At 62.6% G+C, this 25,146-nt stretch carries 23 protein-coding genes and 1 tRNA gene; 10 read left to right on the plus strand and 14 right to left on the minus strand.

The features are described 5' to 3' along the window. Positions 1-76: 76 nt before the first annotated feature. Positions 77-997 (minus strand): Nif3-like dinuclear metal center hexameric protein, encoded by a 921-nt coding sequence (locus tag art_RS05315; RefSeq protein WP_038468843.1) that lies wholly within the window; start codon positions 995-997, stop codon positions 77-79. Positions 998-1,275: 278 nt separating this feature from the next. Between art_RS05315 and msrA the strand changes: the two genes are divergently transcribed. From msrA to art_RS22110, 4 genes are all read left to right on the plus strand, one after another. Next, on the plus strand, positions 1,276-1,800 hold the full coding sequence (msrA, locus tag art_RS05320; RefSeq protein WP_038462968.1) for a peptide-methionine (S)-S-oxide reductase MsrA: 525 nt from the start codon (positions 1,276-1,278) through the stop codon (positions 1,798-1,800). Positions 1,801-1,913: 113 nt separating this feature from the next. Further along, positions 1,914-2,849 (plus strand): cysteine synthase A, encoded by a 936-nt coding sequence (cysK, locus tag art_RS05325; RefSeq protein ID WP_038462970.1) that lies wholly within the window; start codon positions 1,914-1,916, stop codon positions 2,847-2,849. A 170-nt stretch (positions 2,850-3,019) separates the two neighbouring features. Next, complete coding sequence (gene epsC, locus art_RS05330) at positions 3,020-3,607, plus strand: serine O-acetyltransferase EpsC (protein WP_038462972.1); 588 nt, start codon at positions 3,020-3,022, stop codon at positions 3,605-3,607. 246 nt (positions 3,608-3,853) lie between these two features. Next, a complete protein-coding gene (locus art_RS22110) occupies positions 3,854-4,135 on the plus strand; it encodes a hypothetical protein (protein ID WP_162182030.1) in 282 nt (93 codons plus the stop codon). A 461-nt stretch (positions 4,136-4,596) separates the two neighbouring features. On the opposite strand, the gene art_RS22115 is transcribed toward art_RS22110, so the two are convergent. The 5 genes from art_RS22115 to art_RS05355 form a co-directional block, all read right to left on the minus strand. Then, a complete protein-coding gene (locus art_RS22115; RefSeq protein ID WP_157875154.1) occupies positions 4,597-5,331 on the minus strand; it encodes a hypothetical protein in 735 nt (244 codons plus the stop codon). A gap of 654 nt (positions 5,332-5,985) precedes the next feature. Next, positions 5,986-7,437, minus strand: a complete 1,452-nt coding sequence (gene gndA / locus art_RS05340; protein ID WP_038462976.1) for an NADP-dependent phosphogluconate dehydrogenase — start codon at positions 7,435-7,437, stop codon at positions 5,986-5,988. A gap of 138 nt (positions 7,438-7,575) precedes the next feature. Next, positions 7,576-8,649, minus strand: a complete 1,074-nt coding sequence (locus art_RS05345; protein WP_038462978.1) for an L-idonate 5-dehydrogenase — start codon at positions 8,647-8,649, stop codon at positions 7,576-7,578. Positions 8,650-8,653: 4 nt separating this feature from the next. Then, the gene (locus art_RS05350; RefSeq protein ID WP_038462980.1) at positions 8,654-9,424 is read right to left on the minus strand and encodes an SDR family oxidoreductase; all 771 of its coding nucleotides are present in this window, start codon (positions 9,422-9,424) and stop codon (positions 8,654-8,656) included. 72 nt (positions 9,425-9,496) lie between these two features. Continuing rightward, complete coding sequence (locus art_RS05355) at positions 9,497-10,420, minus strand: NAD(P)-dependent oxidoreductase (RefSeq protein WP_052136028.1); 924 nt, start codon at positions 10,418-10,420, stop codon at positions 9,497-9,499. Positions 10,421-10,505: 85 nt separating this feature from the next. Here art_RS05355 and art_RS05360 point away from each other — a divergent pair, with 85 nt between their 5' ends. Further along, positions 10,506-11,570 (plus strand): D-2-hydroxyacid dehydrogenase, encoded by a 1,065-nt coding sequence (locus art_RS05360; RefSeq protein ID WP_038462983.1) that lies wholly within the window; start codon positions 10,506-10,508, stop codon positions 11,568-11,570. 311 nt (positions 11,571-11,881) lie between these two features. Here art_RS05360 and art_RS05365 read toward each other — a convergent pair whose 3' ends face one another. The 8 genes from art_RS05365 to art_RS05400 form a co-directional block, all read right to left on the minus strand. Further along, positions 11,882-13,240 (minus strand): MFS transporter, encoded by a 1,359-nt coding sequence (locus tag art_RS05365; RefSeq protein WP_052136029.1) that lies wholly within the window; start codon positions 13,238-13,240, stop codon positions 11,882-11,884. A gap of 132 nt (positions 13,241-13,372) precedes the next feature. After that, a complete protein-coding gene (locus art_RS05370; protein WP_038468851.1) occupies positions 13,373-14,158 on the minus strand; it encodes an IclR family transcriptional regulator in 786 nt (261 codons plus the stop codon). A gap of 515 nt (positions 14,159-14,673) precedes the next feature. Next, positions 14,674-14,961, minus strand: coding sequence for a hypothetical protein (locus art_RS05375; protein WP_253901487.1), 288 nt, complete (start codon positions 14,959-14,961; stop codon positions 14,674-14,676). A 160-nt stretch (positions 14,962-15,121) separates the two neighbouring features. Beyond that, positions 15,122-16,018 carry an exonuclease domain-containing protein gene (locus art_RS05380; RefSeq protein ID WP_038462985.1) on the minus strand — a complete coding sequence of 299 codons (897 nt, stop codon included), beginning with the start codon at positions 16,016-16,018 and terminating at the stop codon, positions 15,122-15,124. 105 nt (positions 16,019-16,123) lie between these two features. Further along, positions 16,124-16,199 (minus strand) — tRNA-Val (locus tag art_RS05385). A gap of 70 nt (positions 16,200-16,269) precedes the next feature. Beyond that, on the minus strand, positions 16,270-17,169 hold the full coding sequence (locus art_RS05390; RefSeq protein ID WP_038468858.1) for an NAD-dependent protein deacetylase: 900 nt from the start codon (positions 17,167-17,169) through the stop codon (positions 16,270-16,272). 77 nt (positions 17,170-17,246) lie between these two features. After that, complete coding sequence (locus art_RS05395; RefSeq protein ID WP_038462987.1) at positions 17,247-17,723, minus strand: peroxiredoxin; 477 nt, start codon at positions 17,721-17,723, stop codon at positions 17,247-17,249. 16 nt (positions 17,724-17,739) lie between these two features. After that, a complete protein-coding gene (locus tag art_RS05400) occupies positions 17,740-18,159 on the minus strand; it encodes a DUF3052 domain-containing protein (protein ID WP_038462990.1) in 420 nt (139 codons plus the stop codon). A 297-nt stretch (positions 18,160-18,456) separates the two neighbouring features. Here art_RS05400 and aceE point away from each other — a divergent pair, with 297 nt between their 5' ends. The 5 genes from aceE to art_RS05425 all read left to right on the plus strand — a co-directional run bounded on the left by aceE (position 18,457) and on the right by art_RS05425 (position 25,120). Continuing rightward, positions 18,457-21,198, plus strand: coding sequence for a pyruvate dehydrogenase (acetyl-transferring), homodimeric type (gene aceE, locus art_RS05405; RefSeq protein ID WP_038468861.1), 2,742 nt, complete (start codon positions 18,457-18,459; stop codon positions 21,196-21,198). Positions 21,199-21,383: 185 nt separating this feature from the next. After that, positions 21,384-22,637 (plus strand): CdaR family transcriptional regulator, encoded by a 1,254-nt coding sequence (locus tag art_RS05410; protein ID WP_052136030.1) that lies wholly within the window; start codon positions 21,384-21,386, stop codon positions 22,635-22,637. A 143-nt stretch (positions 22,638-22,780) separates the two neighbouring features. Continuing rightward, on the plus strand, positions 22,781-23,725 hold the full coding sequence (locus tag art_RS05415; protein WP_038462992.1) for an ACP S-malonyltransferase: 945 nt from the start codon (positions 22,781-22,783) through the stop codon (positions 23,723-23,725). After that, a complete protein-coding gene (locus art_RS05420; protein ID WP_038462995.1) occupies positions 23,722-24,783 on the plus strand; it encodes a beta-ketoacyl-ACP synthase III in 1,062 nt (353 codons plus the stop codon). Before art_RS05415 ends, art_RS05420 begins: the two co-directional genes overlap by 4 nt. A gap of 91 nt (positions 24,784-24,874) precedes the next feature. Then, on the plus strand, positions 24,875-25,120 hold the full coding sequence (locus art_RS05425) for an acyl carrier protein (protein ID WP_038462997.1): 246 nt from the start codon (positions 24,875-24,877) through the stop codon (positions 25,118-25,120). Positions 25,121-25,146: the final 26 nt, after the last annotated feature.

The raw sequence follows: 25,146 nt of genomic DNA on the forward strand, positions 1-25,146 counted from the left end.
CCGTGGGAGGACAGTTAGGCGCTAGCGGCCGAGGGGCCCGCCGCGAGCTTGCGAGCCGTGGGAGGACAGATAGGCGCTAGTTCCCGGGGGTGAGTATGAAGTCCCAGGGGTCCGTGTTGGTTTGGCTGACCACCAATTCAGCGGCAAACCCCTGGTCCGCCAGCACGTTGCCCAGGGCTTCGGCGGCGGCGGGGAGCCACAACCATTCGCTGGCAAAGTGGGAGAGGTCGATCAGGTAGGGCTTGCCGTCAGCCCGAACTTCCCTGGCTTCCGACGCCGGATGGTGGCGCAGGTCTGCTGTCACAAATACGTCGGCGTCGCTGGCTCGCACCGCGTCAAACAAACTGTCTCCAGCGCCACCGCAGACGGCCACCTTGCGCACCAGTGCATCCTTGTCCCCCGACACGCGCACACCGCCGGCCACGGCAGGAAGCTGCAGAAACACCCTGGCCGCCAGGTCGCCAAGCTTTTCGGGCCCGGCCAGCAGGCCGACCCGGCCGATGCCCTCTTCAACCAGCCCGAGCGGTGCACGCACGAGCGGCTTGACATCACCCAGACCGATGGCGTCGGCCAGCACATCGGAGACACCGCCCACGGCACTGTCCCCGTTGGTGTGGACCGTCAGCAAAGCGCAGCCACCCTCGATCAACCGGTGCACAGCCCGCCCCTTGCCGGACGTCGCCGCCACGGAGTTCACGCCCTTCATCAGCAACGGGTGGTGGGTGATGAGCAGCTGCGCGCCCCATTCAAGGGCTTCGTCAATGACCTCCAGTGTGGGGTCGACGGCGAACATGATCCTGTCCACCTCGGCATCGGGACGCCCCACCACCAGGCCCACCTGGTCCCACGTTTCAGCCAACGATTCCGGCCACAGTTCCTCAACCGCCACCAGAACATCCGCCAGGACGGGCGTTTCCAGGCTGTCGCCGGCGGCCTCGTCATCGGCGTCGCCGGCGGCGCCGCTCGCGTCGTCGGTGTCGTCGGTGTCATCGCCCATGTCGTCGTCCGTGTCCTGCGGGAGTGCCCCAACACTGGAAAGCACGACGGCGCCAGCCGGCTCAGCTGCCAGGCCGGAACGTTCTGCGCCAGCCGTGTCGGGGACGTCCGCGGGCCCGGCCGGAATGTCGGTGGCGGGGGCGCCTTCGTCAGCTCCGGCGTCGGGCCTGGGAAAAGTTGGATCCTTGCTCATCCTCCTAGCTTACTTGTGGGCGGCCCCGCGACTGACCTCAACATGGCGCGGGAATCTTGGCGGGCCCAAATGACTTACATATAAACATGAAGACTTTTGTATTGGGCGGCGGCTGTTTTTGGTGCCTGGATGCCGTGTATCAGATGACCCGTGGCGTGGAATCGGTGGTGTCCGGCTATACCGGAGGCGCGCTGCCCAACCCCAGTTATGATCAGATTTGCTCCGGGATGACGGGCCATGCCGAGGTGGTGTCGGTGACGTTTGACGAGGACATCATTCCGGCGGACACTATTTTGGACATGTTCTTTGTCCAGCACGATCCCACCACCCTGAACCGCCAGGGGTACGACGCCGGAACCCAGTACCGCTCGGTCATGTACTACCGCGATGCTCAGGAAGAAGCACTCTTCCGGGCTGCGATTGCACGGAACCAGCCGCTGTGGCCGGACCCGATCGTGACGGAGGTGTCGCCGTTGGAGGTCATTTACGAGGCCGAGGGCTACCACCAGGACTTCTATGCCCAACGGCCAGAGGTGGGCTACTGTCAGGTCATTATCAACCCCAAAATCGCGAAAGTGCGAAAACATTACGCAGCGTGGCTTACCGCCTAGAACCCCGCGGCAGTACTCGATACGCTTTCGACAACATTTGCGCACGGTTCCGTTGGCTGGCGCACCCATCCGTTGCACGATTCGCCCCTGCACGAAAGAACTAAGGACCATTCATGGCACGTATTTATGACAATGTCACCCAGCTGGTCGGCGGCACCCCCCTGGTCCGGCTGAACCGCCTGACCGAAGGCCTGGCTGCCACGGTTGCCGTGAAGCTGGAGTTCTACAACCCCGCCAACAGCGTCAAGGACCGGATCGGCGTCGCCATTGTTGACGCCGCCGAGGCCTCGGGTGAACTGCAGCCCGGCGGCACTATTGTAGAGGGCACCTCCGGCAACACCGGCATCGCCCTGGCCATGGTGGGCGCTGCCCGCGGCTACAAGGTCATCCTGACCATGCCGGAGACCATGTCCACCGAACGCCGTGTCATGCTGCGCGCCTACGGCGCCGAAATTGTACTGACACCCGGTTCCGAGGGCATGCGCGGCGCTGTTGAGAAGGCCCAGGAAATCGTTGCCAACACGGAGAATGCCATCTGGGCCAAGCAGTTCTCCAACCCGGCCAACGCCGACATCCACCGCACCACCACGGGTGAAGAAATCTGGAACGACACCGACGGCGCCGTGGACATCCTCGTTGCCGGCATCGGCACCGGCGGCACCATCACCGGCGCCGGCCAGCTGCTGAAGCAGCGCAAGCCGGGCGTGCAGGTTGTTGCCGTTGAGCCGATCGACTCGGCCATCCTCAATGGCGGCGCCCCCGGCCCGCACAAGATCCAGGGTCTGGGCGCGAACTTCATCCCCGAGGTTTTGGACCAGACCATCTACGACGAGGTGCTGGACGCCACGCTGGAAGATTCCGTGGCCGTTGCCCGTGCACTGGGCAACCAGGAAGGCATCCTCGGCGGCATCTCCGCCGGCGCGGCCGTGTGGGGCGCACTGGAACTGGCCAAGCGCCCGGAGAACGCCGGTAAGCTGATCGTTGCCGTGGTCCCCGACTTCGGCGAACGCTACATTTCCACCGTGCTGTACGACGACATCCGCGGCTAACCCCCACCAGCTTTCCCGTCATTCCAGGGCCTGGACGACCGGAATAATTCCCGCACCACTGACGCTGTGTCAGTGGTGCGGGTCTTCTGGTATCTGGGCCCACCCGTTTGAGAGCATCGCTTTGTGAACACCGCCGTGCAACTATTGCGGCGCCCAACTGAAAGAAGTCTGTGGGATTCTTCGGCAGAATACGTGAGGACCTGGAGTCCGCCCGCTCGCACGACCCCGCGGCGCGCGGCTCCATGGAGAACTTTTTTGTGTACTCCGGGCTGCACGCCATTTGGGTCCACCGCCTAACGCACAGGATGTGGGCCGTGCCGGCACTGCGCTTCCCCGCCCGCGTCCTGTCACAGTTGACGCGTTTTGCCACGGGCATCGAAATCCACCCCGGAGCCACCATCGGCCGGCGTTTCTTCATCGACCACGGCATGGGCGTGGTGATCGGGGAGACCTCCGAGATTGGCGACGACGTCATGATCTACCACGGCGTGACCCTCGGCGGCCGCTCCCTGGCCAAAACCAAGCGCCACCCCACCATCGGCAACCGGGTCACCATCGGCGCCGGCGCCAAGGTGCTTGGCCCCATCCACATCGGCGACGATTCAGCAGTTGGTGCCAACGCCGTCGTGGTCAAGGACGCACCCGAAAGCTCGATTCTCACGGGCATCCCCGCCACCTGGCGCCACCGCGATGCCAAGCGCGAGATGGCCCCGGCCGTGGATCCCGCCGAGTACATCGACCCCGCAATGTGGATCTAACTTCTTAGCGGGCCCACACCGGCAAGTGACCCGCTTCGAGCTTGCGAGCATTGGGGCCCGTGGGGAACGACGGTGACTTCGCTTGGCTTCCGCGCTCAGCTGAAGTAGTGGTCCTGCTCCTTGTCCTGGTTGAGACCGGACGGCAAGGGCGCCCAGCCCAGCAGTTCCTAAGTCAAGGTGCTGGATGCCGAATTGTCGACTCCCGACAGCTCCCCCAAGAGAGTCGAAGTCCTCGGCTGGGCAGGAATGAGTTGGCACTCCCAAGTGTCGGGCGATGACTTGGGCAAAATCCCGGACTGGCACACCTTCATCCCCCACCGCATTCAACACCGAGTCCGCAGGGGCCTGTTCGACGGCGAGCCGGAACAGCACCGCCGCAACGAGGACATGCACCGCGGGCCAACGGCTGGACCTGTCCCCCACATAGCCGGAGACCCCCTTTTCTCAGGTAAGGCCAACCAGGCGAGGAATGAAGCCGTGTTTACCCCCGTCTCCGTGGACCGATCGGGGCAGGCGCACCACGGATGAGCGGACGCCGTGGAGCACCTCACCGGCCGAGGATGTGATGGCCTCGGCCGAGGGGTCGCTCCGGCAAGCCCGAGAATCCGGTGGCCGGCACCGATGAGCTCGGGGCCGACGTCCGAGCCGATCCATCTCGATACTCCCGTGATGAATAAGCCTGCTCCTGATCGTAAATGGTATTCATCAATGTATCCCCGATGGCGGCAACGGTCACGATGATTGGTAAAAGTGGCACGCTGGCACCGTGAACGGCCGTGCCAGCGCGTGGGGACGGCATAACAGCCAGTCCGCGCCAACTCCACTGCACGGTCCATCCTGCTGAATAAAAATGGCGATCCTCGGTCCTCTAATCCCATTACGGCTCAGCTGCCGGCGGGACTCCCGAAGCGAATCGGACTCTTCGAGTTGATCCTGCCAGAATGCATTAACCTGTTGACCAATACCATCAATCCGGAACTGCCTATCGACTACCGTGGAAGCGGCTGGTCAAAGTCATTGCGGGCTATATCAATCTCGACCCAGTGCTCTGCGTTTCGCTTACATTGCGCTACTGGTCGCCGCTCCGTTACGGTACGTCCGGTGCGCTTGCGCCCTTCGTAGTGGTCGTTCCACTTGGTAGGCATATTGAAAAAGCGCATCTTTACTTGGCATACAACGCATCGAGCCGCAAGGCGGATTGAAAATGGGTACGTACGGCCATTTTCCCCTCGGATGCCAGCCCGTGCCCGGAACGCTTCCCACCGCGGAAGCCACAGTACGTGCCTTAGAAGGAACGAAAGAAATACAAAGCCGCATATTCCGACACCAATCAGCAGCATGGCCCCGAACATCCACCAATAAGCGACAGGCACGGCTCCGACAAGCTTGTCGACGTTGGCTACCTGCCGCCCAGCCAAAAAGTCCTTGACAGAGAAATACCCAGTGAGGGCTCCACCGATCGTGATGAGACCCGAGACAATTCCAATCACACTCGCCGGAGCAGGGAATCGCCGCTGGCTTTTGATTGAAATTTCCTGTGTCGGCTTTCCAGCGGCATTTACCGTATTGACTGTGATGGACCCGGAAACGTCTCCAGCAACTTGAACCCCATCGAATCGACCTCCTGGGCCAACCACCACTCCATCAGTGTCTCCACCTGCCTGAAACTGCATGCTGTTGTTGCCGTTGCCGCTTTCTTGACGCTGACTCGCCTTATCTGACATTGTTTCCCCCTGCTTTTATATTTGAACTCTGAGACTATTACAATGCACTGACATTTCAGGAATTTTCGACACACCCGTCAACATCAAGGAACCCACTTTCAATTCCGCCACTCAAAACGAGCCACTGGCTGGGCCGGATTACAGGATAATTTTGAGCCGAACGGCTACCGCAACTGTTCGGTAAGACGGAGCAAAGGTCCCATTGTTCACAGAAAACAAGTGTTCCGATCAGAAATTGGCGAACAACGCAGTGATGTCCTACATGTCAGCAGCTCTAAACGCTGCGGTGGGGGCGTTCTAGGAGAGGTAGATTCCCGTCAATGACACGAAACCTTTGGTATCCCTACCGGGCCTACGGCAATGGGTTTCCACAGTGTCGCCGAAGTGAGCATCCCGGGTTATTTGATTCAATCAATTTTGGATCGGAGGCAACTAAAGAACTTACGCTTTAAACAGGTGTGTTGCAGCTGTTGGACGAAAATCGCTGAATTGAGGCTGCTGCTAAACGACGCCCAGGGTCTGGAATTGACGCGACAGGCCATGGAATCAATGGTGATTCCAAGGCGTGTCCCGCCATTTGCTCTGGAACGGCTCAAAAAAGCAACAGGCTCAATTCAAATAATTTTAGTCCAACAACTGCAACAAAGTTGGGGATTAGTGGGTGTCCACAGCGCTGATCTCGGACTTGTCGCCGCTCCATTGCGTGTGGAAGGTGCCTTCTTCGTCGACACGGTTGTACGTGTGGGCGCCGAAGAGGTCGCGCAGGCCCTGGGTCAGTGCGGCGGGTAGGCGCGGGCGGCGCAGGCCGTCGTAGTAGGCCAGTGTGGAGGAGAAGACCGGAACCGGGATGCCCAGCTGGACGGCGGTGGAAACCACGCGGCGCCAGGCCGGGAGAACATCGGCGATTTCGGCGGCGAAGGCCGGGGCGAACAGCAGGTTCGCCGGCTTGTCTTCAGCGGCGTAGGCCTTGGTGATGTCCTTGAGGAGCTCGGCACGGATGATGCAACCACCACGCCACAGCGAAGCGATCTCATCCAGCTTCAGGTCCCAGTTGTACTCGGTAGCTGCGCTGGTGAGCATGTCGATGCCCTGAGCGTAGCTGATGAGCTTGGAGGCGTAGAGTGCCTGGCGAACGTCTTCAACGAAGTCGGCGCCCAGTTCAACAGCAACCTCGTGACCGGCCAGGACTTCCTGGCCGATGGCGCGCTGATCGCGCTGTGAGGAGAGGCCGCGAGCAAAAACAGACTCGGCGATGGCGGAGATGGGCGAACCCAGATCCAGGCCGGACTGGACCGTCCAGCGGCCCGTGCCCTTCTGGCCTGCGGAGTCAACAATGACGTCAACCAGCGGCTTGCCGGTCTTGGCATCGACGTGGCCCAGGACTTCAGCGGTGATTTCGATCAGGAAGGAGGCCAGCTGGCCTTCGTTCCACTTGCCGAAGATCTCTGCCTGCTCGGCCGGCTCGATGCCAGCGGCGCTACGCAACAGATCGAATGCTTCACCGATAACCTGCATATCGGCATATTCGATGCCGTTGTGAACCATCTTGACGAAGTGGCCGGCGCCGTCGGTGCCGATCCATGCACAGCAGGGCTGGCCGTCGACCTTGGCGGAAATCTTTTCCAACAACGGGCCGAGGGCGTCGTAGGACTCCTTGGAACCGCCGGGCATGATGGACGGGCCAAGTAGTGCGCCTTCTTCACCACCGGAAACGCCAACGCCTACGAAGTGCAGGTCTTTCTCGGCCAGGGCAGCTTCGCGGCGGCGAGTGTCTTGGTAGTGGGAGTTACCGCCATCGATGATGATGTCGCCGGCTTCCATGAGTGGAACGAGCTGATCGATCACGGAGTCAACGGGGCCGCCGGCCTTGACCATGATGAGCACGCGGCGCGGCTTCTCCAAGGACTCGACGAGCTCGGCAAGAGTTTCTGTGCGGACGAAATTGCCTTCGCTGCCGTGCGCCTCCAGGAGCGCGTCGGTCTTTTCAACGGAGCGGTTGTGCAGGGCCACGGTGTATCCGTTGCGTGCAAGGTTGCGTGCCAGGTTGGCGCCCATGACGGCGAGTCCTGTCACGCCGATCTGTGCGGATCCAGTTTGTGCAGACATAGTACCTCCAGAGTGAAATGAACAGTTTCCTACAGCTTATCGGTGATGGCGACGGTTCCCCAGCCGATTCCATGATTTGGATGGCAGCGGACGTCATAAATGACGCGAAGGGTGGCAATCGGATGCCAAATGGATCGCCTAGGTCGTGAAGTTGAGGAGCACTTTTCCTGAAACGGCCGAATTTTTGGCCATCTCAAACGCCTCCAGGCCGTCGCGGAGCGCGTATTCGTGCGTCACGACCGGATCAACAAATAGCGAGCCGTCAGCCAATGCGGCAATGACTTCATCTATTTCGTCATTGAAGCGGAAGGAGCCCACGAGTTCCAGCTCACGAACGATCGCCAACGAGATGGCAACCGGTTGCGCTCCGGAAGGAAGCAAGCCGACCATGACGACCCGGCCGCCACGCGTGGCACCGCTGATGGCCGAGGCCAGGCCAAAATGGTTACCCGACGACTCGATGACGATGTCGGCCTCCACGGCGGCAATTGCCTCCGTGTCCCCTGCTTCAAGAAGCACGTCGGCCCCCACAGCTGCGGCGATTTCCAGCGGCCTGGCGTGCATGTCCACGGCGGTGATGTGTGCGGCTCCGGCGCGCTTGAGCACGGCGACGGCCAGTGCGCCGATAGGGCCGCAGCCCACCACTAGGGCCGTCTTTCCGCGCACCTCGCCAGCCCGCGCCACGGCGTGCCAGGCCACGCTGGCCGGCTCGACGAGTGCCGCACGGCGCAGCGGCAGCGCCTCCGGAAGTGGGCGCAGCATGCGGGTGGGCAGATTGGCGTAGCGCAGGAAAGCCCCGTCGGTGTGCGGGTGCCGGGCGGCGCTGCCGAGATAGGTGCACCCCGGGGACAGGTTGGGCCGGTCCAGCGGATATCTGGCGGCACCGGGCGCCGGGGTGGCGGGGTGCACGGCCACGGGCGTTCCGACGCCGGGCCCGGTGCCGTCCGCAGCGGCGCGGATCACGGTTCCCACCACCTCGTGTCCAAGAACCATGGGGTCCTTCAGGATGGACTCCCCCGCGGCGCCGTGCAGCCAATAGTGAAGATCGGATCCGCAGATGCCGCCGTAGGCGATTTCAACGACCGCCTGATCGGCGCCGGGTTGCACCAGCGCAACGTCCTCGATGCGCAGGTCACCCTTGCCATGGGCCACCACGGCGGGGGCGCTGACTGGAAAGTTAAGGCCGTCGGGCCGGTCAATGTTTTCGCCCATGATGCTAGACCACCACCGTCATGCCGCCATCGATGAAGATGGTCTGGCCGTTGACAAAGTTGGCGGCGTCCGCGGACAGCCACACGGCCGGCCCCACCAGGTCCGCGACGGTGCCCCACCGGTTTGCGGGGGTGCGGCCCAGAATCCAGGAGTTGAATTTCTCGTCGTCCACCAGATTTTGGGTCATTTCGGTGTGGATATATCCGGGAGCGATGCCGTTGATCTGCAGCCCGCCGGAGGCCCACTCCGCCGTCATGGCACGTGTGAGGTTGCGCAGGCCGCCCTTTGCCGCAGTGTAGGCGGCGATGGTGGGGCGGGCCAGGTCGGTCTGGACGGAGCAGATGTTGATGATCTTCCCGCGCCCGCGAGACAGCATGCCCCGGGCGGCTTCGCGGCCCACGAGGAAGGCGCTGGTCAGGTCCGTGCTGATGACCCGGTCCCAGTCCTTGACATCCAGGTCCAGTAGCGGCACGCGGTGCTGGATGCCGGCATTGTTGATGAGAATTTCCAGCGGGCCAACGTTGGCCTCGATCCAGGCAATGCCTTCCGCGGCGGCGACGTCACTCGTGACGTCGAAGGCCAGCGAGCGGATCTGCCCGGGCGCGAAGTTCACGGCCATCGCTGTCTCGGCGGCCGCCAAACGCTCCTCGTTTAGTCCGTTCAGGACCACCGTGGCGCCGGCCTCCGCCAATCCTCGTGCCAGGGAGTTGCCAATGCCGCGGCTGGACCCCGTCACCAGGGCCACCCGGCCGGTCAAGTCAAACAATCCACTCATGAATCTGTCCTTATACATAGAGGTTTCGTGCGATTTTTCAAAAGTTGCGGGCGGACCAGCCTCCCGGTCCCGCTAAAGAACGTCGCCCAGCCGGGCAATGGATTCCCGTACCACGGCCAGGTCCTGCTCCCCCAGCCCCTGGTCCGTCAGGGTGCCGTACAGGGCATGTCCGGCCGTGGCCATGGGCACCGCCGAGCCGGCAGCCGCGGCACTGTCAAGCACAAACCCGAGGTCCTTGTGCATGAACTTGGCCGGCCCTGTGGGCGTGTAGTCCTTGGACGTAATCCGGGGCCCCACGATGGAAAGGACGGCGCTGCCCGCGAGACCGCCGGACAGGACCTCAAAGAGCGCCGCAACATCCATGCCGGAGCGTTCAGCGAGCTCGGCCGCCTCGGCGAGGGCCGCCGTCGTGGTTCCCACCAACAGCTGGTTGCAGGCCTTGGCCAGGGATCCGCTGCCGAGCTGACCCAGCAGCCGCACCGTGGTTCCCATGCTTTCCAGGACGGGGCGTGCCCGTTCAAAATCTGCTGACGTGCCGCCCACCATGATGGCGAGTGTGCCGTTTTCCGCTCCGACGGTGCCGCCGCTGACCGGCGCGTCAAGCACTGAAGCGTGGCCGCCACTGGACTGGGACACCGCGGCACCAAACGCCTGCACCGCCTGGGGCGACACGCTGCTCATGACCAGGACGGCGGTTCCCGGCTCAGGGGGCGATTCCCGCCAGGCAGCCAGCAGCGGCATGGCGGCCTCTTCAATGAAAGCGAGGTCGGGCAGCATGAAGATGATGACATCGGCGTCCCGCAGTTCGGCCACGCCGGCAGCGATCCGGGCACCTTGCCCGGCCAGGGTTTGCGCAGCCCCGGGGGAACGGTTCCACACCGTCACGGGCCAATCCGCGCGCAGCAGATTGGCGGCCATGGGCGCACCCATGTGACCCAGGCCGATGAAGCCGACCTCAAGCGGGGCATGCCGGGCGGAAGCAATGGTTTGCGTCATTGAACACCAGTCCTCACAACTTTGTGGTTTGGTTATTAAAGCGACTTATCGCCACGATTGTTCAGTATTCTATCCACAATTCAGTATGATGGACATTATGACCTTTAATAATCTCACCGTTGCGATTGCCGTTCCGCTCGAAGCCGAGCACGTGGAGGCCATCAGGTCCGCCAACCCCACCGCCACCGTTCTTTACGAACCCGAGTTGCTGCCCCAGGAACGATTCCCGGCCGATCATGCCGGCGATCCCGCATTCAAGCGCACGAAGGAGCAGGAAGCCCGCTACTGGGACATGCTCCGGCGCGCCGACGTGCTGTACGGCTTCCCGAACGAGAGCCCGGCCGGACTGGCCAAAATTGCCTCCAGCGAGAAGCTCCAGTGGATCCAGGCCATGGCCGCAGGCGCCGGCGGGGCCGTCAAGGCAGCCAAGCTGTCAGACAATGATCTGGCCCGCATCAAGGTCACCAGCTCCGCAGGCGTGCATGGCCTGCCGCTGGCCGAGTTCGCCATGATGGGCGTCCTCAACGGCCTCAAGCGCAGCGCCGAACTGGCAGCAGACCAGGCCGCCAAACACTGGCCCGAACTGCGCACCCCCACCCGCCTGGCCCGCGGCTCCAATGTGGTCATCACCGGTCTCGGTGAGATCGGCCTGGAAACCGCCCGCCTGGCACGCGCCCTGGGCATGAATGTCAGTGGCACCAAGCGCAACGTTGAGCCCCTCAAGGGGATCGACCGGGTCACCGACACCGCCGGGCTGCCCGGCCTTGTCGCCACGGCCGACATCCTCATCAACACCCTCCCCGGCACCCCGTACACCGAGAAGATGATCAATGCCGAGATCTTCGCCGCCATGAAGCCGGGCACCATCGTGGTCAACGTGGGCCGCGGCACGGTCATCGACGAGGACGCGCTCCTTGAGGCACTCAACAACGGCCAGGTTTCCTACGCCTGCCTCGACGTGTTCGCAGTTGAGCCGCTGCCGGAAAACAGCCCGCTGTGGGAGCATCCGCGCGTCATGGTTTCCCCGCACACCTCCGCCCTCAGCCTGGCCGAGAACCGCCTCATCGCCGAGCGCTTCATGGAGAACCTGCAGCGCTTCCAGGCCGGCACCCCGCTGCTGCACACCGTGGACCCCATCCACTTCTACTAAACGCCCACCAAAGGGGAGCTTCCGATCGCGGAGGCTCCCCTTTTGCATGCCCGCATGAAGCACGACGGCGGATGGCCGGGTCCCAGCGCCCGGCGCGCTCCGGCGTCGCGCTTGGACCAGCTGGCGAACGCCGGCACGGCAACAATGACACCGCTCCCGCTTTCGGACCCCAGGATCACGGCATCCGAAAGCGGGATTGGTGTCAGAAACCATAAGCGGCGGGCAGGCCGGCTGATTTCTGCCCGGAGCAGATGGAGTGGTTAAACGCCAAGCGGCGCCTGTCGAAACAGGCGCCGCGAAGGGGGAAGAAACTAGGAGGCGTCCTCCACGAGGTTCAGGTCGCGCCCCACGGTTTCCGGGGTGAAGAACGTGGTGACGAAGGAGATGCCGGCCAGGACCGCGGAGTACACAGCCAACACCAGCCACGAGTGGTTCGTCACGGCCAACAAGGCAACACCAACAATCGGTGCAATGCCGCCGGCAAACACAGCCGAGATTTCACGGCTCATGGCAACACCGGTGAAGCGGTGGGTGGCACCGAAGAGCTCGGGAAGCATGGCGCACTGCGGGCCAAGCATGGACTGCACGCCGATGGAAATGCCCACAACCATGACCGCCCAGACAAGCCAGACGTGGCCCAGGGTAATCAAGTAGAACGCCGGGAAGGCAAAGAGCAGCTGGAACAGGGCGCCATAGCGGTACACCTTGACGCGGCCAACGCGGTCGGAGATCGCACCGAACGAGATAACCATGATGGCGGCGAAACCTGCAGCGATCAGCAAGCCCACGGGGCCGATGAACTTGTCCCCCTCAAACACGCCACCCTTGGCGGCCATGAAGCCGACCAGGAGCGTGGAGTAAATGCTGGAGTTGCCGTTTTCCCCCATGCGCAGGCCAATGCCGATCAGGACGTTCTTTTTGGAGGTGCGCCACAGCGTGCCGAGCGGGTTCTTCGTGACATTCTTGTGCTTCTCCAGCTCCTGGAAGACAGGGGTCTCCTTGAGCTGGAGGCGGATGTACACGGCAACGCCGATGAGCAGGATGCTGGCCAGGAACGGCACACGCCACAGCCAGCCTTCGAGTACCTCCGGATTCGCCATGCCCAGCATTGCGAAGGTTCCTGCACCCAGCAGCGTACCGACCTGAATACCAACGAAGGGCAGCGCAGCGAAGAAGCCGCGGCGCTTGCGCGGAGCAACTTCGGAGATGAGGGTTGTGGCTCCAGCCTGCTCTGCGCCGGCACCCAAGCCCTGCAGGATGCGCATGAGAACCAGAAGGACGGCGCCGACCATTCCTGCCTGCTCATAGGTGGGCAGCAGGCCGATGGCGAACGATGCGCCACCCATGAGCGCGATGGTCAGCAGCAGGACCTGCTTGCGGCCGAAGCGATCGCCAATGTAGCCAAACACAAGGCCGCCGAAGGGGCGGGCCGCGAAGCCAACTCCGTACGTGGCGAAAGATGCGATCAAGGCGCCCGTGTCGCCCAGCGGGGCGAAGAAAAGCGGACCGAAGATCAAGGCTGAGGCAAGGCCGTAAATGTAGAAGTCATAGTACTCAAGTGCCGAACCCACGGAGCTGGCGAGAGTGGCCCGGCGAAGCTGGTCCGGATCGACCTTCTCATCTACGTGAGAGGCGGCCGCCGGGGCGGGGCGTAGCGGTTGTGCAGTCACTGAATCTCCCTTGAAACGTACCGAACCACCATTGGTTCAGGCAGGCGACAACGACCTTGAAGGCCGGTCACTATGTTGAACAGCGTACAACATGATGAACATAAGGCCAAGGGGGAAATGTTGGTTGCGTCACTAACCCATGGGATTTCCCAGCATCTTGGACAGTCCCACCAGCTCCTGCACCATAGCTTCACGCTGCCCATCGGAGAAGGTCGCCTTTAGCGCCGTCACCGACACGCCAAGACTGGGGCCATGGGATCCATGGGTGGGTACTGCCACTCCCAGGCTCACCACGCCCAGCGTGGACTCCTCGTCCTCGAAGGCGTAGCCCTGGCTACGAATGCCAGTCACCTCGGCCCTGAGCTCGCGTCCGGTCCGCAGCGATTTAGGTGTCAGGGTGGGCAACTCGGCGTCGTCAGGGAAGAGCTGCTCCAGGTCATGGTCATGAAGCCGGGCGATCAGCGCCTTGCCCACGGCCGACAGCGAGACGGGCATCTTGTCGCCGATGTTCGAAGTCAGCCGGACTGCAGGATGCCCCTCATAGCGGGCAAGGTAGATGACATTCTCACCGTCAAGCATCGCGATCCGCACCGTCTCACCCTTGAGCACGGGCGCCTCTTCGCAGAAACGGTAGAATTCCCGCACCTCATCCCGGCGACTCAGGTAGGCGGCGCCGAGTTCCACGAGCTTCACACCCAGGGCATAGTCGGATCCAAGGCGGGTAATAAGCTCGGCATCCTCCAGCGCCTGCAGCAGATTGGAGGTGGAGGACTTGGGAATGCCCAGCTCCCGGGCAAGATCGCTGAGCGTCAGCCTGCCACTGGCCGACTCCGCCAAGACGTCCAGGACGGCCGCGGCGCGGGTCACCGCGGGAGCCGGAGTTGCATTGCCCCGCACTTCACTGCTTTTGCTGGGCATGGCCTGGATTTCGCTCACGTAAACTTCCTCGACGCTAAAGGTTCCCGGGAATGCCCCGGGCCGGTGTCCTGCAAGCAACTCGCGGTTCATTGCAGTGGACATCTTTCATCATACTGTTCATCAGCAGAGGTAGAACGTCCGGTGTTGTGCTTTCGGGGTCGAGTGCGGTATATTTTTTCTCAGACCTTCCACTGTGGCGTCCCCCAATAGCCACAGTGGAAGGTCCTCCACTTTAAAGCCCGCCCGTCAGAGCACGCTCCGGGCAGCATGCCACCGCGGCACCAGCTGGCCGCACCCTCGCCACCGCAAGCGGGTCACACCTGGGGCCGGAGCGCACCCCAAGGAAAGTCAGTGCGCCGGCCTGACCAGTCAGACAACCAGGCCGGGCCCTGCAACAAGAATCAATCTGGAAACTTGGCGTGTCAGTTTGCATCTTGCCGACAGGCACGTTATATTTTTCTTATGGGTTCCCCACCACAGCGTCCCCCAATAGCTGTGGCGGGGAACCTTTCACGTTAACCATCGCGCATGCGCCACGTCCCGCCCTGATGGTCACACTCAAGGTCCATAGTGACAAGTTCGCTGCGCTGATTGCGCCCCAACCTCGCTTGCACCCGCCAAACCTGGACATCCACACGTCCCTGGCCCTTGGGCATCCGCTGCACATGGTTCCACCAGGGAGTGCGTTCATACCAGCGCAGGGGTTCGGCACCCACCGTCCACACCCTGCCATTGCGCCGCACCGTCACAGGCACCCCCTCCCTTGTGGTTTCCACCAACACTTCTTCCGCAAGTACCATCATGGGAAGAACGTTACGGGCAGGGTCTGACATTCTGGCCGCCAGATGTGCCGGAACGCCAAGCACGACGGCGGCACCAGGGCATGAGCGCTACGTTTACACCGTGGATGTCATCGCTGGCAACGCCCAGCGCACACTTATCGGCTGCCGCCGTGGAGCCGGATTACCTGAAGGCCATGAGGCGCAGGAACTGCGCTTCGTTGATGACCGTAATGTCCTGTCCGGCGGCAGCAAGCTCCTGTGCCCTCTTAATCTTGGCGCTGGGGCGGGCAGCAGCAGCCCCGTCGGCGCTGACCACCAGGGTGACCTTTTTCGTGGTGCCGTTGGCAATGGTTGCACCCTTGGCTGCGGCAGCATCCTGGGCCTCCGTGCGTGGCATGGCGGACAGGTCGCCACTAAATACGATGGTCTGTCCATAAAGCGGCCCGTAGGGGTTGGCACTCATGTTGGCCTGTGGCAGGTCTGCCAGTTTGCGTGTGTAGCCGGCCGAATAATAGTGGGGCACCCGCGTCTTCGCGGAAGCCGGCCATAGGGCGGCAAGGCTTGAGGCACCGTCGCGTTTGGCGAGTTCAATCGCAATGAGCGCACTGGCACGCGCGTCGTCTCCGGCGTCATGGTGATTGAAGGCGGGAAGTTCCAGGGCACCCACCACGTCCGACAATGTGTAATGGTCCAACTCAAGGTGCTTCCTGGCCAGCTGCAGGGTGCAATGAAAGTCCACGGCCGGGGCAGGGAGTCCGCAGGCCTCGTTGGCCTTGGAAATCACGGATTTCTCAAAACTGACGTTGTGGCCAACCAGCGCATCACGGCCAATGAAGTCCATCATCGGTCCGTGAATGCGGCTCCAGTCGGGCATGCTGCGCACCTGGGCGGCGGTGATGCCATGGATGCCAACGTTGACAGGGTGGAAGTCGTCGAAGCCTGGAAGCGGCTTCATGAGCCAGGAGACCTGCTCAACCACGACACCTGCGCGCACCTTTGTCATGCCGACGGCACAGGCTGAGGCGCGGAAGTTGTTGGCGGTTTCAAAGTCGATTGCGGTGAACGAGATGTCCTGCATGCACTCCCCCTATGACGCGTGTGGTCCAGGCAACCCTGGTGTCTGCCAAAGCAAAGAACCCCGCCATGCTTCACCGTAACGGTGCGCAATGGCGGGGTTCTTCTGTGGTGGGTCCTACCGGGATCGAACCGATGACATCCACGGTGTAAACGTGGCGCTCTACCAGCTGAGCTAAAGACCCATTCACTGTCCAGGCTTTCAAGCTTTGCGCTTGTCGGCCTGACCAACGAGAAACTACTGTACATGATGTTTTAGGTTTTGCGCCAATCGAGTCCCAAAAGCTGCACGAGACGTCCCAATGACTCCCCCACACCGGCCTCCAGTTTCACCGTGGACTGCGGGTCCCCGCGCGTTTCACCGCGGTTGATGATGATGACGGGCTTGTTGTCCTTGGCGGCCTTCTTCACAAAACGGAGCCCACTCATGACGGTCAGGGAGGACCCGGCAACCAGCAGCGCGCCGGCAGCGTCCACCATTTCAAAGGACCGCTCCACCCTGGCCTTTGGCACGTTCTCACCAAAAAAGACAAAGTCTGGCTTCAGCAGGCCGCCGCAGAGCGGGCATTTCGCCACGTTGAACGCGGCGATGAGCTGTTCACTCTCAAGGTCAGCATCGGCGTCCGGCGCGATAGAAACGCCACCAGCCTCTTCGACAGCGTCAAGAAATCCGGGATTCAGCTCCGTCAGCACCAGGGCCAGGAAGTCCCGCGAATACGTGTTTGTGCAGCCCATGCAGACAACCTGGTCAAAGCGGCCGTGCAGGTCCACTACGTTTGTTGCACCGGCATCCTCGTGGAGGCGGTCAACATTTTGCGTAATAATGCCCGTCAAGGCCCCACCATGTTCCAGGGCTGCGGCCGCATAGTGGCCGGCATTGGGTTTGGCGCCGAGCATATGTGCCCAGCCAATGTGGTTTCGGGCCCAATACCGCTGGCGCAGCAAGGGATCGCCCATGAATTCCTGATAGGTCAGGGGCTGCCGGGGTGCCGCGTTGGGACCACGGTAGTCGGGGATGCCGGAGTCGGTGCTCAGCCCGGCACCGGTCAACAGGGCAAACGGCACCCCGCGAAGGATGTCAGCGATCCGCTCCAGGGCAATCGATTCGCCGGGGGCCAGCCCGGCAGCAGACGCGGCGGAACGAGCGAAAGCCAGCCCGGCGGCGGAAGCACCGCCAGCACTGTCCTGCACGAAACCCGTTTCACCAATGCCGGGGCGCACCTTGTCCACGGCTACAGCCGCTCCAACGCTTGCCGGTACCGCTCAAGCGGCCGCGCCTGCCCGGTGGGGGTGCTGAACATGTCGACAATGCGCCCGTCCGCGTTAATAAGGAAGGTTCCCCGCCCTGCCATGCCGCGCACCGGATCGAACACCCCGTACTCCTGGGCCACCCCGCCATGCGGCCAAAAATCGGCCAACAAGTCAAAGGCGTACGCCTCCGACTCTGCATAGGCCCGGAGCGTGTATTTCGTGTCGACGGAGATGGCCAGCAGGCGCACTCCGGCGTCCTCAAAGTCACCCAGGTTGTCCCGCAGCTCGCACAGCTCACCGGTGCAAATGCCGGAGAACGCGAAGGGGTAAAACACCAGGGCGACAGGTGCGCCACGCAGTCCGGCCAGCGAAATGGGCTCACCAAACTGATTGGGGAGGCAAAAGTCTGGGGCAATGTCCCCAACCTGCAGCCCGGGGTGCGTGCCGCCGTCGTCCATCACTGGCGCACCTGCGCTATTGGCGCTTGCGCGGGACCAGGCGGGTTGCTGCCCAGTCGGTGGATACTCCCGCTGTGGTTGTCACATGCAGGCCGGCGGTGGGTGCCGCTTCCTGAATGTCCGACGGCGGGACGTAACCTTCGCGTCCCTGCTTGGGGGTGAGTATCCACACCACTCCACCCTCGTCGAGGGTTGTCAGCGAATCCATCAAGGAATCCACCAGGTCACCGTCATCCGTGCGCCACCAGAAGATGACGGCGTCTACAACGTCATGATCATCCTCATCAAACATTTCGGACCCAATCAGGTCCTCAATGCTGTCGCGCAGCCCAAAATCAACGTCGTCGTCGTATCCGAGTTCCTGGACGAGATCCTCATCCTTGAACCCCAAATTGCCTGCCACCTTGGCAACAGTGCCGGCGTCGGCCTCACTCACGTTATTTCCTCCTGCGGTCAGCGCTTGAGCGCTGGTTTGTTGGTCAGTAACCCCAGTCTAGGGGGTGAGGCCAGATTGCCTCTACTTATTGGCTCTTAGCAATAAACATCCCGGCAAGGATCTCCGTTATTGTGTGATTTATCTTACCAACAGGGGTTGACGCCCCTTATTGCTGACGGCCGGGCGTGTTCATGATGCGTGCACAGCTACGCACTAGCGCTTGCGTCGGTCTAGAGTGTTTATACGCCCAAGGCCACAGCATTGGGCACCCCACACTGCTTTTAAGAGAGGTTGGACGTGGCTGCCGGAGACGAAAACTCCCATATCCTCAGCGGGTTGACAAACCAGCTACCTGATCGTGATCCCGAAGAGACCGCCGAATGGCTCGAGTCCTTGGATACATTGATTCAGGAACGTGGCACTGAGCGTGCCCAGTTCATTATGCGTAGCCTGCTCCAGCGGGCCGGCGCACAAAGTGTCGGCGTGCCCATGGTCACGACCACCGACTACGTGAACACCATTCCCGCCGACCAGGAACCCGAGTTCCCCGGCAACGAAGAAATTGAACGCAAGTACCGCGCCTGGTTGCGCTGGAACGCAGCAGTTCTGGTGCACCGCGCGCAGCGCCCCGACATCGGCGTTGGTGGCCACATCTCCACCTATGCCGGCGCCGCAACGTTGTATGAGGTTGGTTTCAACCACTTCTTCCGCGGGAAGAACCACGCTGGCGGCGGTGACCAGGTCTTCTTCCAGGGCCACGCCTCCCCCGGCATGTACGCCCGTGCCTTCCTTGAGGGACGCCTGAGCGAGGAAGACCTTGACGGCTTCCGCCAGGAAAAGTCCCACGAGGGCCACGCACTGTCTTCCTACCCGCACCCGCGCCTGATGCCGGAGTTCTGGGAATTCCCCACCGTGTCCATGGGCATTGGCCCCATGAACGCCATCTACCAGGCGCAGTCCAACCGGTACCTGCACAACCGCGGCATCAAGGACACCTCCGACCAGCACGTCTGGGCCTTCCTTGGCGACGGCGAAATGGACGAGCCGGAATCACGCGGCCTGCTCCAGCTTGCCGCCAACGACAAGCTCGACAACCTGACCTTTGTCATCAACTGCAACTTGCAGCGCCTTGACGGCCCGGTGCGCGGCAACGGCAAGATCGTCCAGGAACTGGAAGCCTTCTTCCGCGGCGCTGGCTGGAACGTCATCAAGGTCCTTTGGGGCCGCGAATGGGATGAACTGCTGGCCCGTGACGAGGACGGCTCGCTCGTTGACGTCATGAACACCACGGTCGACGGCGATTACCAGACGTACAAGGCCGAGTCCGGCGGGTTCGTGCGCGAGCACTTCTTCGGCCAGACCCCGCAGACCAAGGAATTGGCTGCCCACCTGAGCGATGATGAGGTCTGGAACCTCAAGCGCGGCGGCCACGATTACCACAAGGTTTACGCAGCGTACAAGGCCGCCATGGACTTCAAGGGCAAGCCCACCGTGATCTTGGCGCACACCGTCAAGGGTTACGGCCTGGGCACCCACTTCGAGGCGCGCAACTCCACGCACCAGATGAAGAAGCTCACCCTGCAGGACTTGAAGGACTTCCGCACGCACCTGCGGCTGCCCATCACCGATGAGGTGCTGGAAGCGGATCCGTACCGTCCTCCGTACTACCACCCGGGAATGGACACACCGGAGATCCAGTACATGATGGAGCGCCGCAACCAATTGGGCGGCTTCGTCCCCGAGCGTCGCAGCAAGCACACCGAACTTGAACTCCCGGGAGATAAGACGTACGAGGTTGCCAACCGCGGTTCTGGCAAGCAGCACGCAGCCACCACCATGGCCTTCGTCCGGCTGCTCAAGGACCTCATGCGTGATCCGAAGATCGGCCAGCGCATTGTGCCGATCATCCCGGATGAGGCGCGCACCTTCGGCATCGACGCGTTCTTCCCCACGGCAAAGATTTACAACCCCAACGGGCAGAACTACCTTTCCGTGGACCGCGACCTCGTCCTGGCTTACAAGGAGTCCATCTCCGGGCAGATCGTGCACGCAGGCATCAACGAGGCCGGTTCGGTTGCTGCCTTCACCGCTGCCGGCACCGCCTACGCCACCCACGGCGAACCGTTGATCCCGATCTACGTGTTCTACTCCATGTTTGGTTTCCAGCGCACCGGCGACAGCTTCTGGGCAGCCGGGGACCAGATGACGCGCGGCTTCATCATCGGTGCCACCGCCGGACGCACCACCTTGACGGGTGAGGGGCTGCAGCACGCTGACGGCCACTCCCCCATCCTGGCCTCCACCAACCCGGCCGTGATCACCTACGATCCCGCCTACGGTTATGAGATCGGCGCCATCATGCACGCCGGCCTTGAGCGCATGTACGGACCGGATTCCAAGGATCCGAACGTCATGTACTACATCACCGTGTACAACGAGCCCATCATCCAGCCCAAGGCTCCGGAGAACATGGACGTTGAGGGCATCACGAAGGGCATCTACCTGCTCAAGGCTGCCGAGACCCAGGGACCGCGCACCCAGCTGCTCGCCTCCGGCGTCTCCGTGCCGTGGGCACTGGAAGCCCAGCAGATTCTTGCCGATGAGTGGGGCGTGGCCGCAGACGTTTGGTCCGTCACCTCATGGACCGAACTGCGCCGCGATGCACTGGCTGCGGAGGAAGACGCCTTCCTGCACCCCGAGGCCGAGCCGCGGGTTCCGTACATCACGGCCAAGATGGCAGATGCCCACGGACCCGTCGTAGCAGTCACCGACTACATGAAGGCAGTGCCTGACCAGGTTCGCCAGTTCCTGCCCAATGACTTCGCAACCTTGGGTGCCGACGGCTTCGGCTTCTCCGACACCCGCGCTGCAGCACGCCGCTTCTTCAAGATCGACTCCCACTCAGTGGTTGTGCGCACCTTGCAGATGCTGGCCAAGCGCGGCGAAGTTGATGCCGACGCACCACGCCAGGCGATCGCCAAGTACGATCTGCTGAACGTGAACGCAGGCACCACCGGCAACGCCGGCGGCGAAGGCTGAGCGTGTAGCGAACAAGCGCTTGCCTGATGGGCGCCTGGTGTTGCTGTGGAACTTCCACAGCAACACCAGGCGCCCATTCTGCTTTCACCCGCGAATTCCTTATGAACACCGCTTCCGGGTATGCGCCGGACTTGTTGGGTTCACACAAATACCCTCTCAGCCCCATATGGACATATCCTCAAGAGATGGCAGTAACGAACACACCCCTGGGCAAAAGCGCCGGACCCATCCGATCTCCTGAAACATTGTTGCGGCTGCGGGCCAATATTGGCACGCTCTCCACCATGATGCGCAACGAGCTGGAGGAGACTCTTCCCTGGTACCGGCGGCTCAGCGCGGACGAGCGCTCAGCGCTTGGACTGGTGGCCCAGAACGGCATCAATGCCTTTGTCTCCTGGTACGAGCAGCCCTCCTCACCCAGCTGGGTACTATCCGACGTGTTCGGCACCGCACCCACCGAACTGACCCGGTCCATCAGCCTGCAGCGGGCCCTGCAATTGATCCGCACAGTGGTCCAGGTCGTTGAGGACCGGGTTCCGGAGCTTGCCGCCCCCGGCGAACAGACCGCGTTGCGCGAGGCCGTGCTGCGGTACTCCCGTGAAGTCGCCTTTGCCGCCGCCGACGTCTACGCCCGTGCAGCCGAAAACCGCGGCGCCTGGGACACGCGATTGGAAGCCTTGGCCGTTGACGGGATCCTGCGCGGTGAAAATACCGACGCCCGGCAATCGCGCATCTCCGCGCTCGGCTGGACCTCCCGCAGCCACTTCACCATCATGGTTGGCCCGGCACCGGCGGAGGCCAACGCCTCCTTCCTGGGAAACCTGCGCCGCTCCGCCGCACGTTTTGCCGACGACGTCATGGTGGGCATCCAGGGCGACAAGCTGATCCTGGTCCTGGGCAATGTGCGCAATCCCGATTCCGCCTACGTCCGGCTCAGCGAACTGTTCGCACCCGGCCCCGTTGTGTACGGGCCCCTGGCGGTACCACTGGCTGACGCCACCGCTTCGGCCAAGGCTGCCTTTACAGGCGTCTCGGTTGCCAAGGGCTGGTCGGGCGCGCCACGGCCGGTGTCAGCTGAGGACCTGCTGCCCGAACGGGTCATCGGCGGCGATGAATCGGCGCGGCGAACCCTGATCGTCAGCATCTATCGCCCCTTGGTTGCGGCCTCCAACGGTCTCATTGACACGCTCAGCAGCTATCTTCAGGGCGGACATTCCCTGGAAGCGGCCGCCCGGGAACTGTTTGTCCACTCCAACACTGTCCGTTACCGGTTGCGCCGGGTCTGCGACGTCACGGGCTGGGATCCACTGATCCCCCGTGAGGCGTTCGTACTGCAGACGGCCTTGATCGTGGGCAGACTCGCCACCCCGGCAAAACAAGTCCCAGCAAAGTCACTGCCCGGCAAGCCGTCTGCCGCCGCACCCAATGGAAATAGTTGAAGCGTTAGTGCTTTTTCACCTAAAAGAGGTCCCCGATAGGGCCCACACGGTGGCACTATTGTAGACTTCCTACAAATTGTGCTCGAGAGCTTGGTGCATGAAAACACCGTGAATATGCCGATAAGTTTGGAAAGCTGGTTAATGTGCTTGCAATAGTCTGCCCGGGTCAGGGCTCCCAATCCTCAGGATTCCTTTCACCATGGCTCGAACTGCCCGGTGTTGAAGAACAACTGTCCTCCCTGAGCGAGGCTGCCGGGATTGATTTGATCACCCACGGCACCACTTCCGATGCTGAAACCATCAAGGACACGGCCGTTGCCCAGCCCCTCATTGTGGCTGCGGGCCTTGTCACCGCCCAGGCCCTTCTGGGCGGTGCCGCACTGGTTTCCGAGTCCACTGTTGTTGCCGGCCACTCCGTGGGCGAGATCACGGCTGCCGCATTAACGGGCACCTTGTCCAACGCCGATGCCATGGCCTTTGTGCGTGAGCGTGCCAACCGGATGGCCGAGGCCGCTGCGGCCACTCCCACCGGCATGGCGGCTGTTGTTGGCGGGGATCCCGACGAGGTCATTGCTGCCATCACCGCCGCCGGCCTGACCCCGGCCAACATGAACTCCAAGGGCCAGACGGTCGCCGCCGGCACGTCGGAGCAGATCGCCGCCCTCGTGGCCGCCCCGCCCGCCAAGGCCCGTGTCATCCCGCTCCAGGTGGCCGGCGCCTTCCACACCCACCACATGGCCCCAGCCGTCTCCGCACTCCAGGCGCTCGCCCCGTCCCTTACCCCACAGGCACCCAAGGTGCCGCTGCTCTCAAACTACGACGGCGCCGTCGTACGTTCAGGGGAAGCAGCACTTGAGTCTCTGATCGCCCAGGTGTCGCGGCCCGTCCGCTGGGACCTGTGCATGGAAACCATGACCGCCATGGGGGTGGGCGGGCTGATTGAACTGGCGCCCGCAGGCACCCTGACCGGCCTTGCCAAGCGCGGCATGACCGGGGTGTCCACCCTTGCGGTGAAGACACCCGATGACCTTCAAGCTGCCCGGGAATTGCTGGCAGCGCACTCTTCGCCGGAAGCAGGAAAACCGTGAGCACCCCCACCCTGAAGCAGAACGCCACACGCGCAGGATCAACCATCCTGGGCATTGGCGCGTACCGCCCCTCCGTCATCGTCACGAATGAGGACGTATGCCAGTGGATCGACTCCTCCGACGAGTGGATCCAGCAGCGCACCGGCATCATCACCCGCCACCGCGCCCCGAAGGACGTTTCGGTTGTGGACATGGCTGTCTCGGCCGGCGCCGAGGCCATCAAGGGCGCCGGCATTGAGCCGTCCCAAATTGGGGCCGTGCTGGTCTCAACGGTGACCCACCCGTACGCCACGCCGTCGGCCGCCGCCTTGATCGCCGACCGGCTCGGCGCCACCCCGGCACCCGCCTTCGACATCTCCGCCGCCTGCGCCGGTTACTGCTACGGCGTGGCCCAGGCCGATGCCCTGGTGCGCTCCGGCACCGCCGACTACGTCCTGGTGATCGGCGTTGAGAAACTCTCGGACGTGATCGACAACCACGAACGCACCATTTCCTTCCTGTTGGGCGACGGCGCCGGCGCCGTTGTCATCGGCCCCTCCGACGAGCCGGGCATCAGCCCCTCGGTGTGGGGTTCGGACGGCAGCAAGTGGGAGACCATCGGCATGACGCACTCCCAGCTGGACATTCGCGACTTCAGTGAGCAGGCCATGAAGGGCGACGGCGTTGCCCTCGCCGCTGCCGACGAGGCTCACTCCACGTTGTGGCCCACCCTGCGCCAGGACGGGCAGACCGTGTTCCGCTGGGCTGTGTGGGAGATGGCGAAGATGGCGAAGAAGGCCTTGGAAGAGGCCGGCATCACCGCCGGCGACCTCGGCGCCTTCGTGCCGCACCAGGCCAACATGCGCATCATCGATGAACTCGCCAAGCAGCTGAAACTTCCCGAGCACGTCATCATTGGCCGCGACATTGCCGACGCCGGCAACACCTCCGCAGCCTCCATTCCTTTGGCAACACACCGCCTGCTCGCAGAGAACCCGGAGCTCTCCGGTAAACTTTCGCTTCAGATCGGCTTTGGTGCCGGACTGGTGTTTGGCGCCCAAGTGGTGCGCCTGCCCTAATAGACGTATCTGGCCACAACCGTGGTTTGATCAACATGCCTGAACAGATCAAGTCCTTGATCTTGCGCAAACAGTAGAAAAGGAGCCGTCAATGGCTAGCAACGAAGAAATCCTGGCTGGATTGGCCGAAATCGTCAACGAAGAGACCGGCCTGGCCCCTGAGGCAGTAGAGCTGGACAAGTCCTTCACGGATGACCTGGACATCGATTCCATCTCCATGATGACCATTGTTGTCAACGCCGAAGAGAAGTTCGATGTGAAGATCCCGGACGAGGAAGTCAAGAACCTCAAGACCGTTGGCGACGCCGTCAGCTTCATCGCAGGCGCGCAGGCATAAGCCTGCTCCCTGTGTTTGCCCCGACT

The sequence above is a fragment of the Arthrobacter sp. PAMC 25486 genome (genome assembly GCF_000785535.1).
GTDB lineage: Bacteria > Actinomycetota > Actinomycetes > Actinomycetales > Micrococcaceae > Specibacter.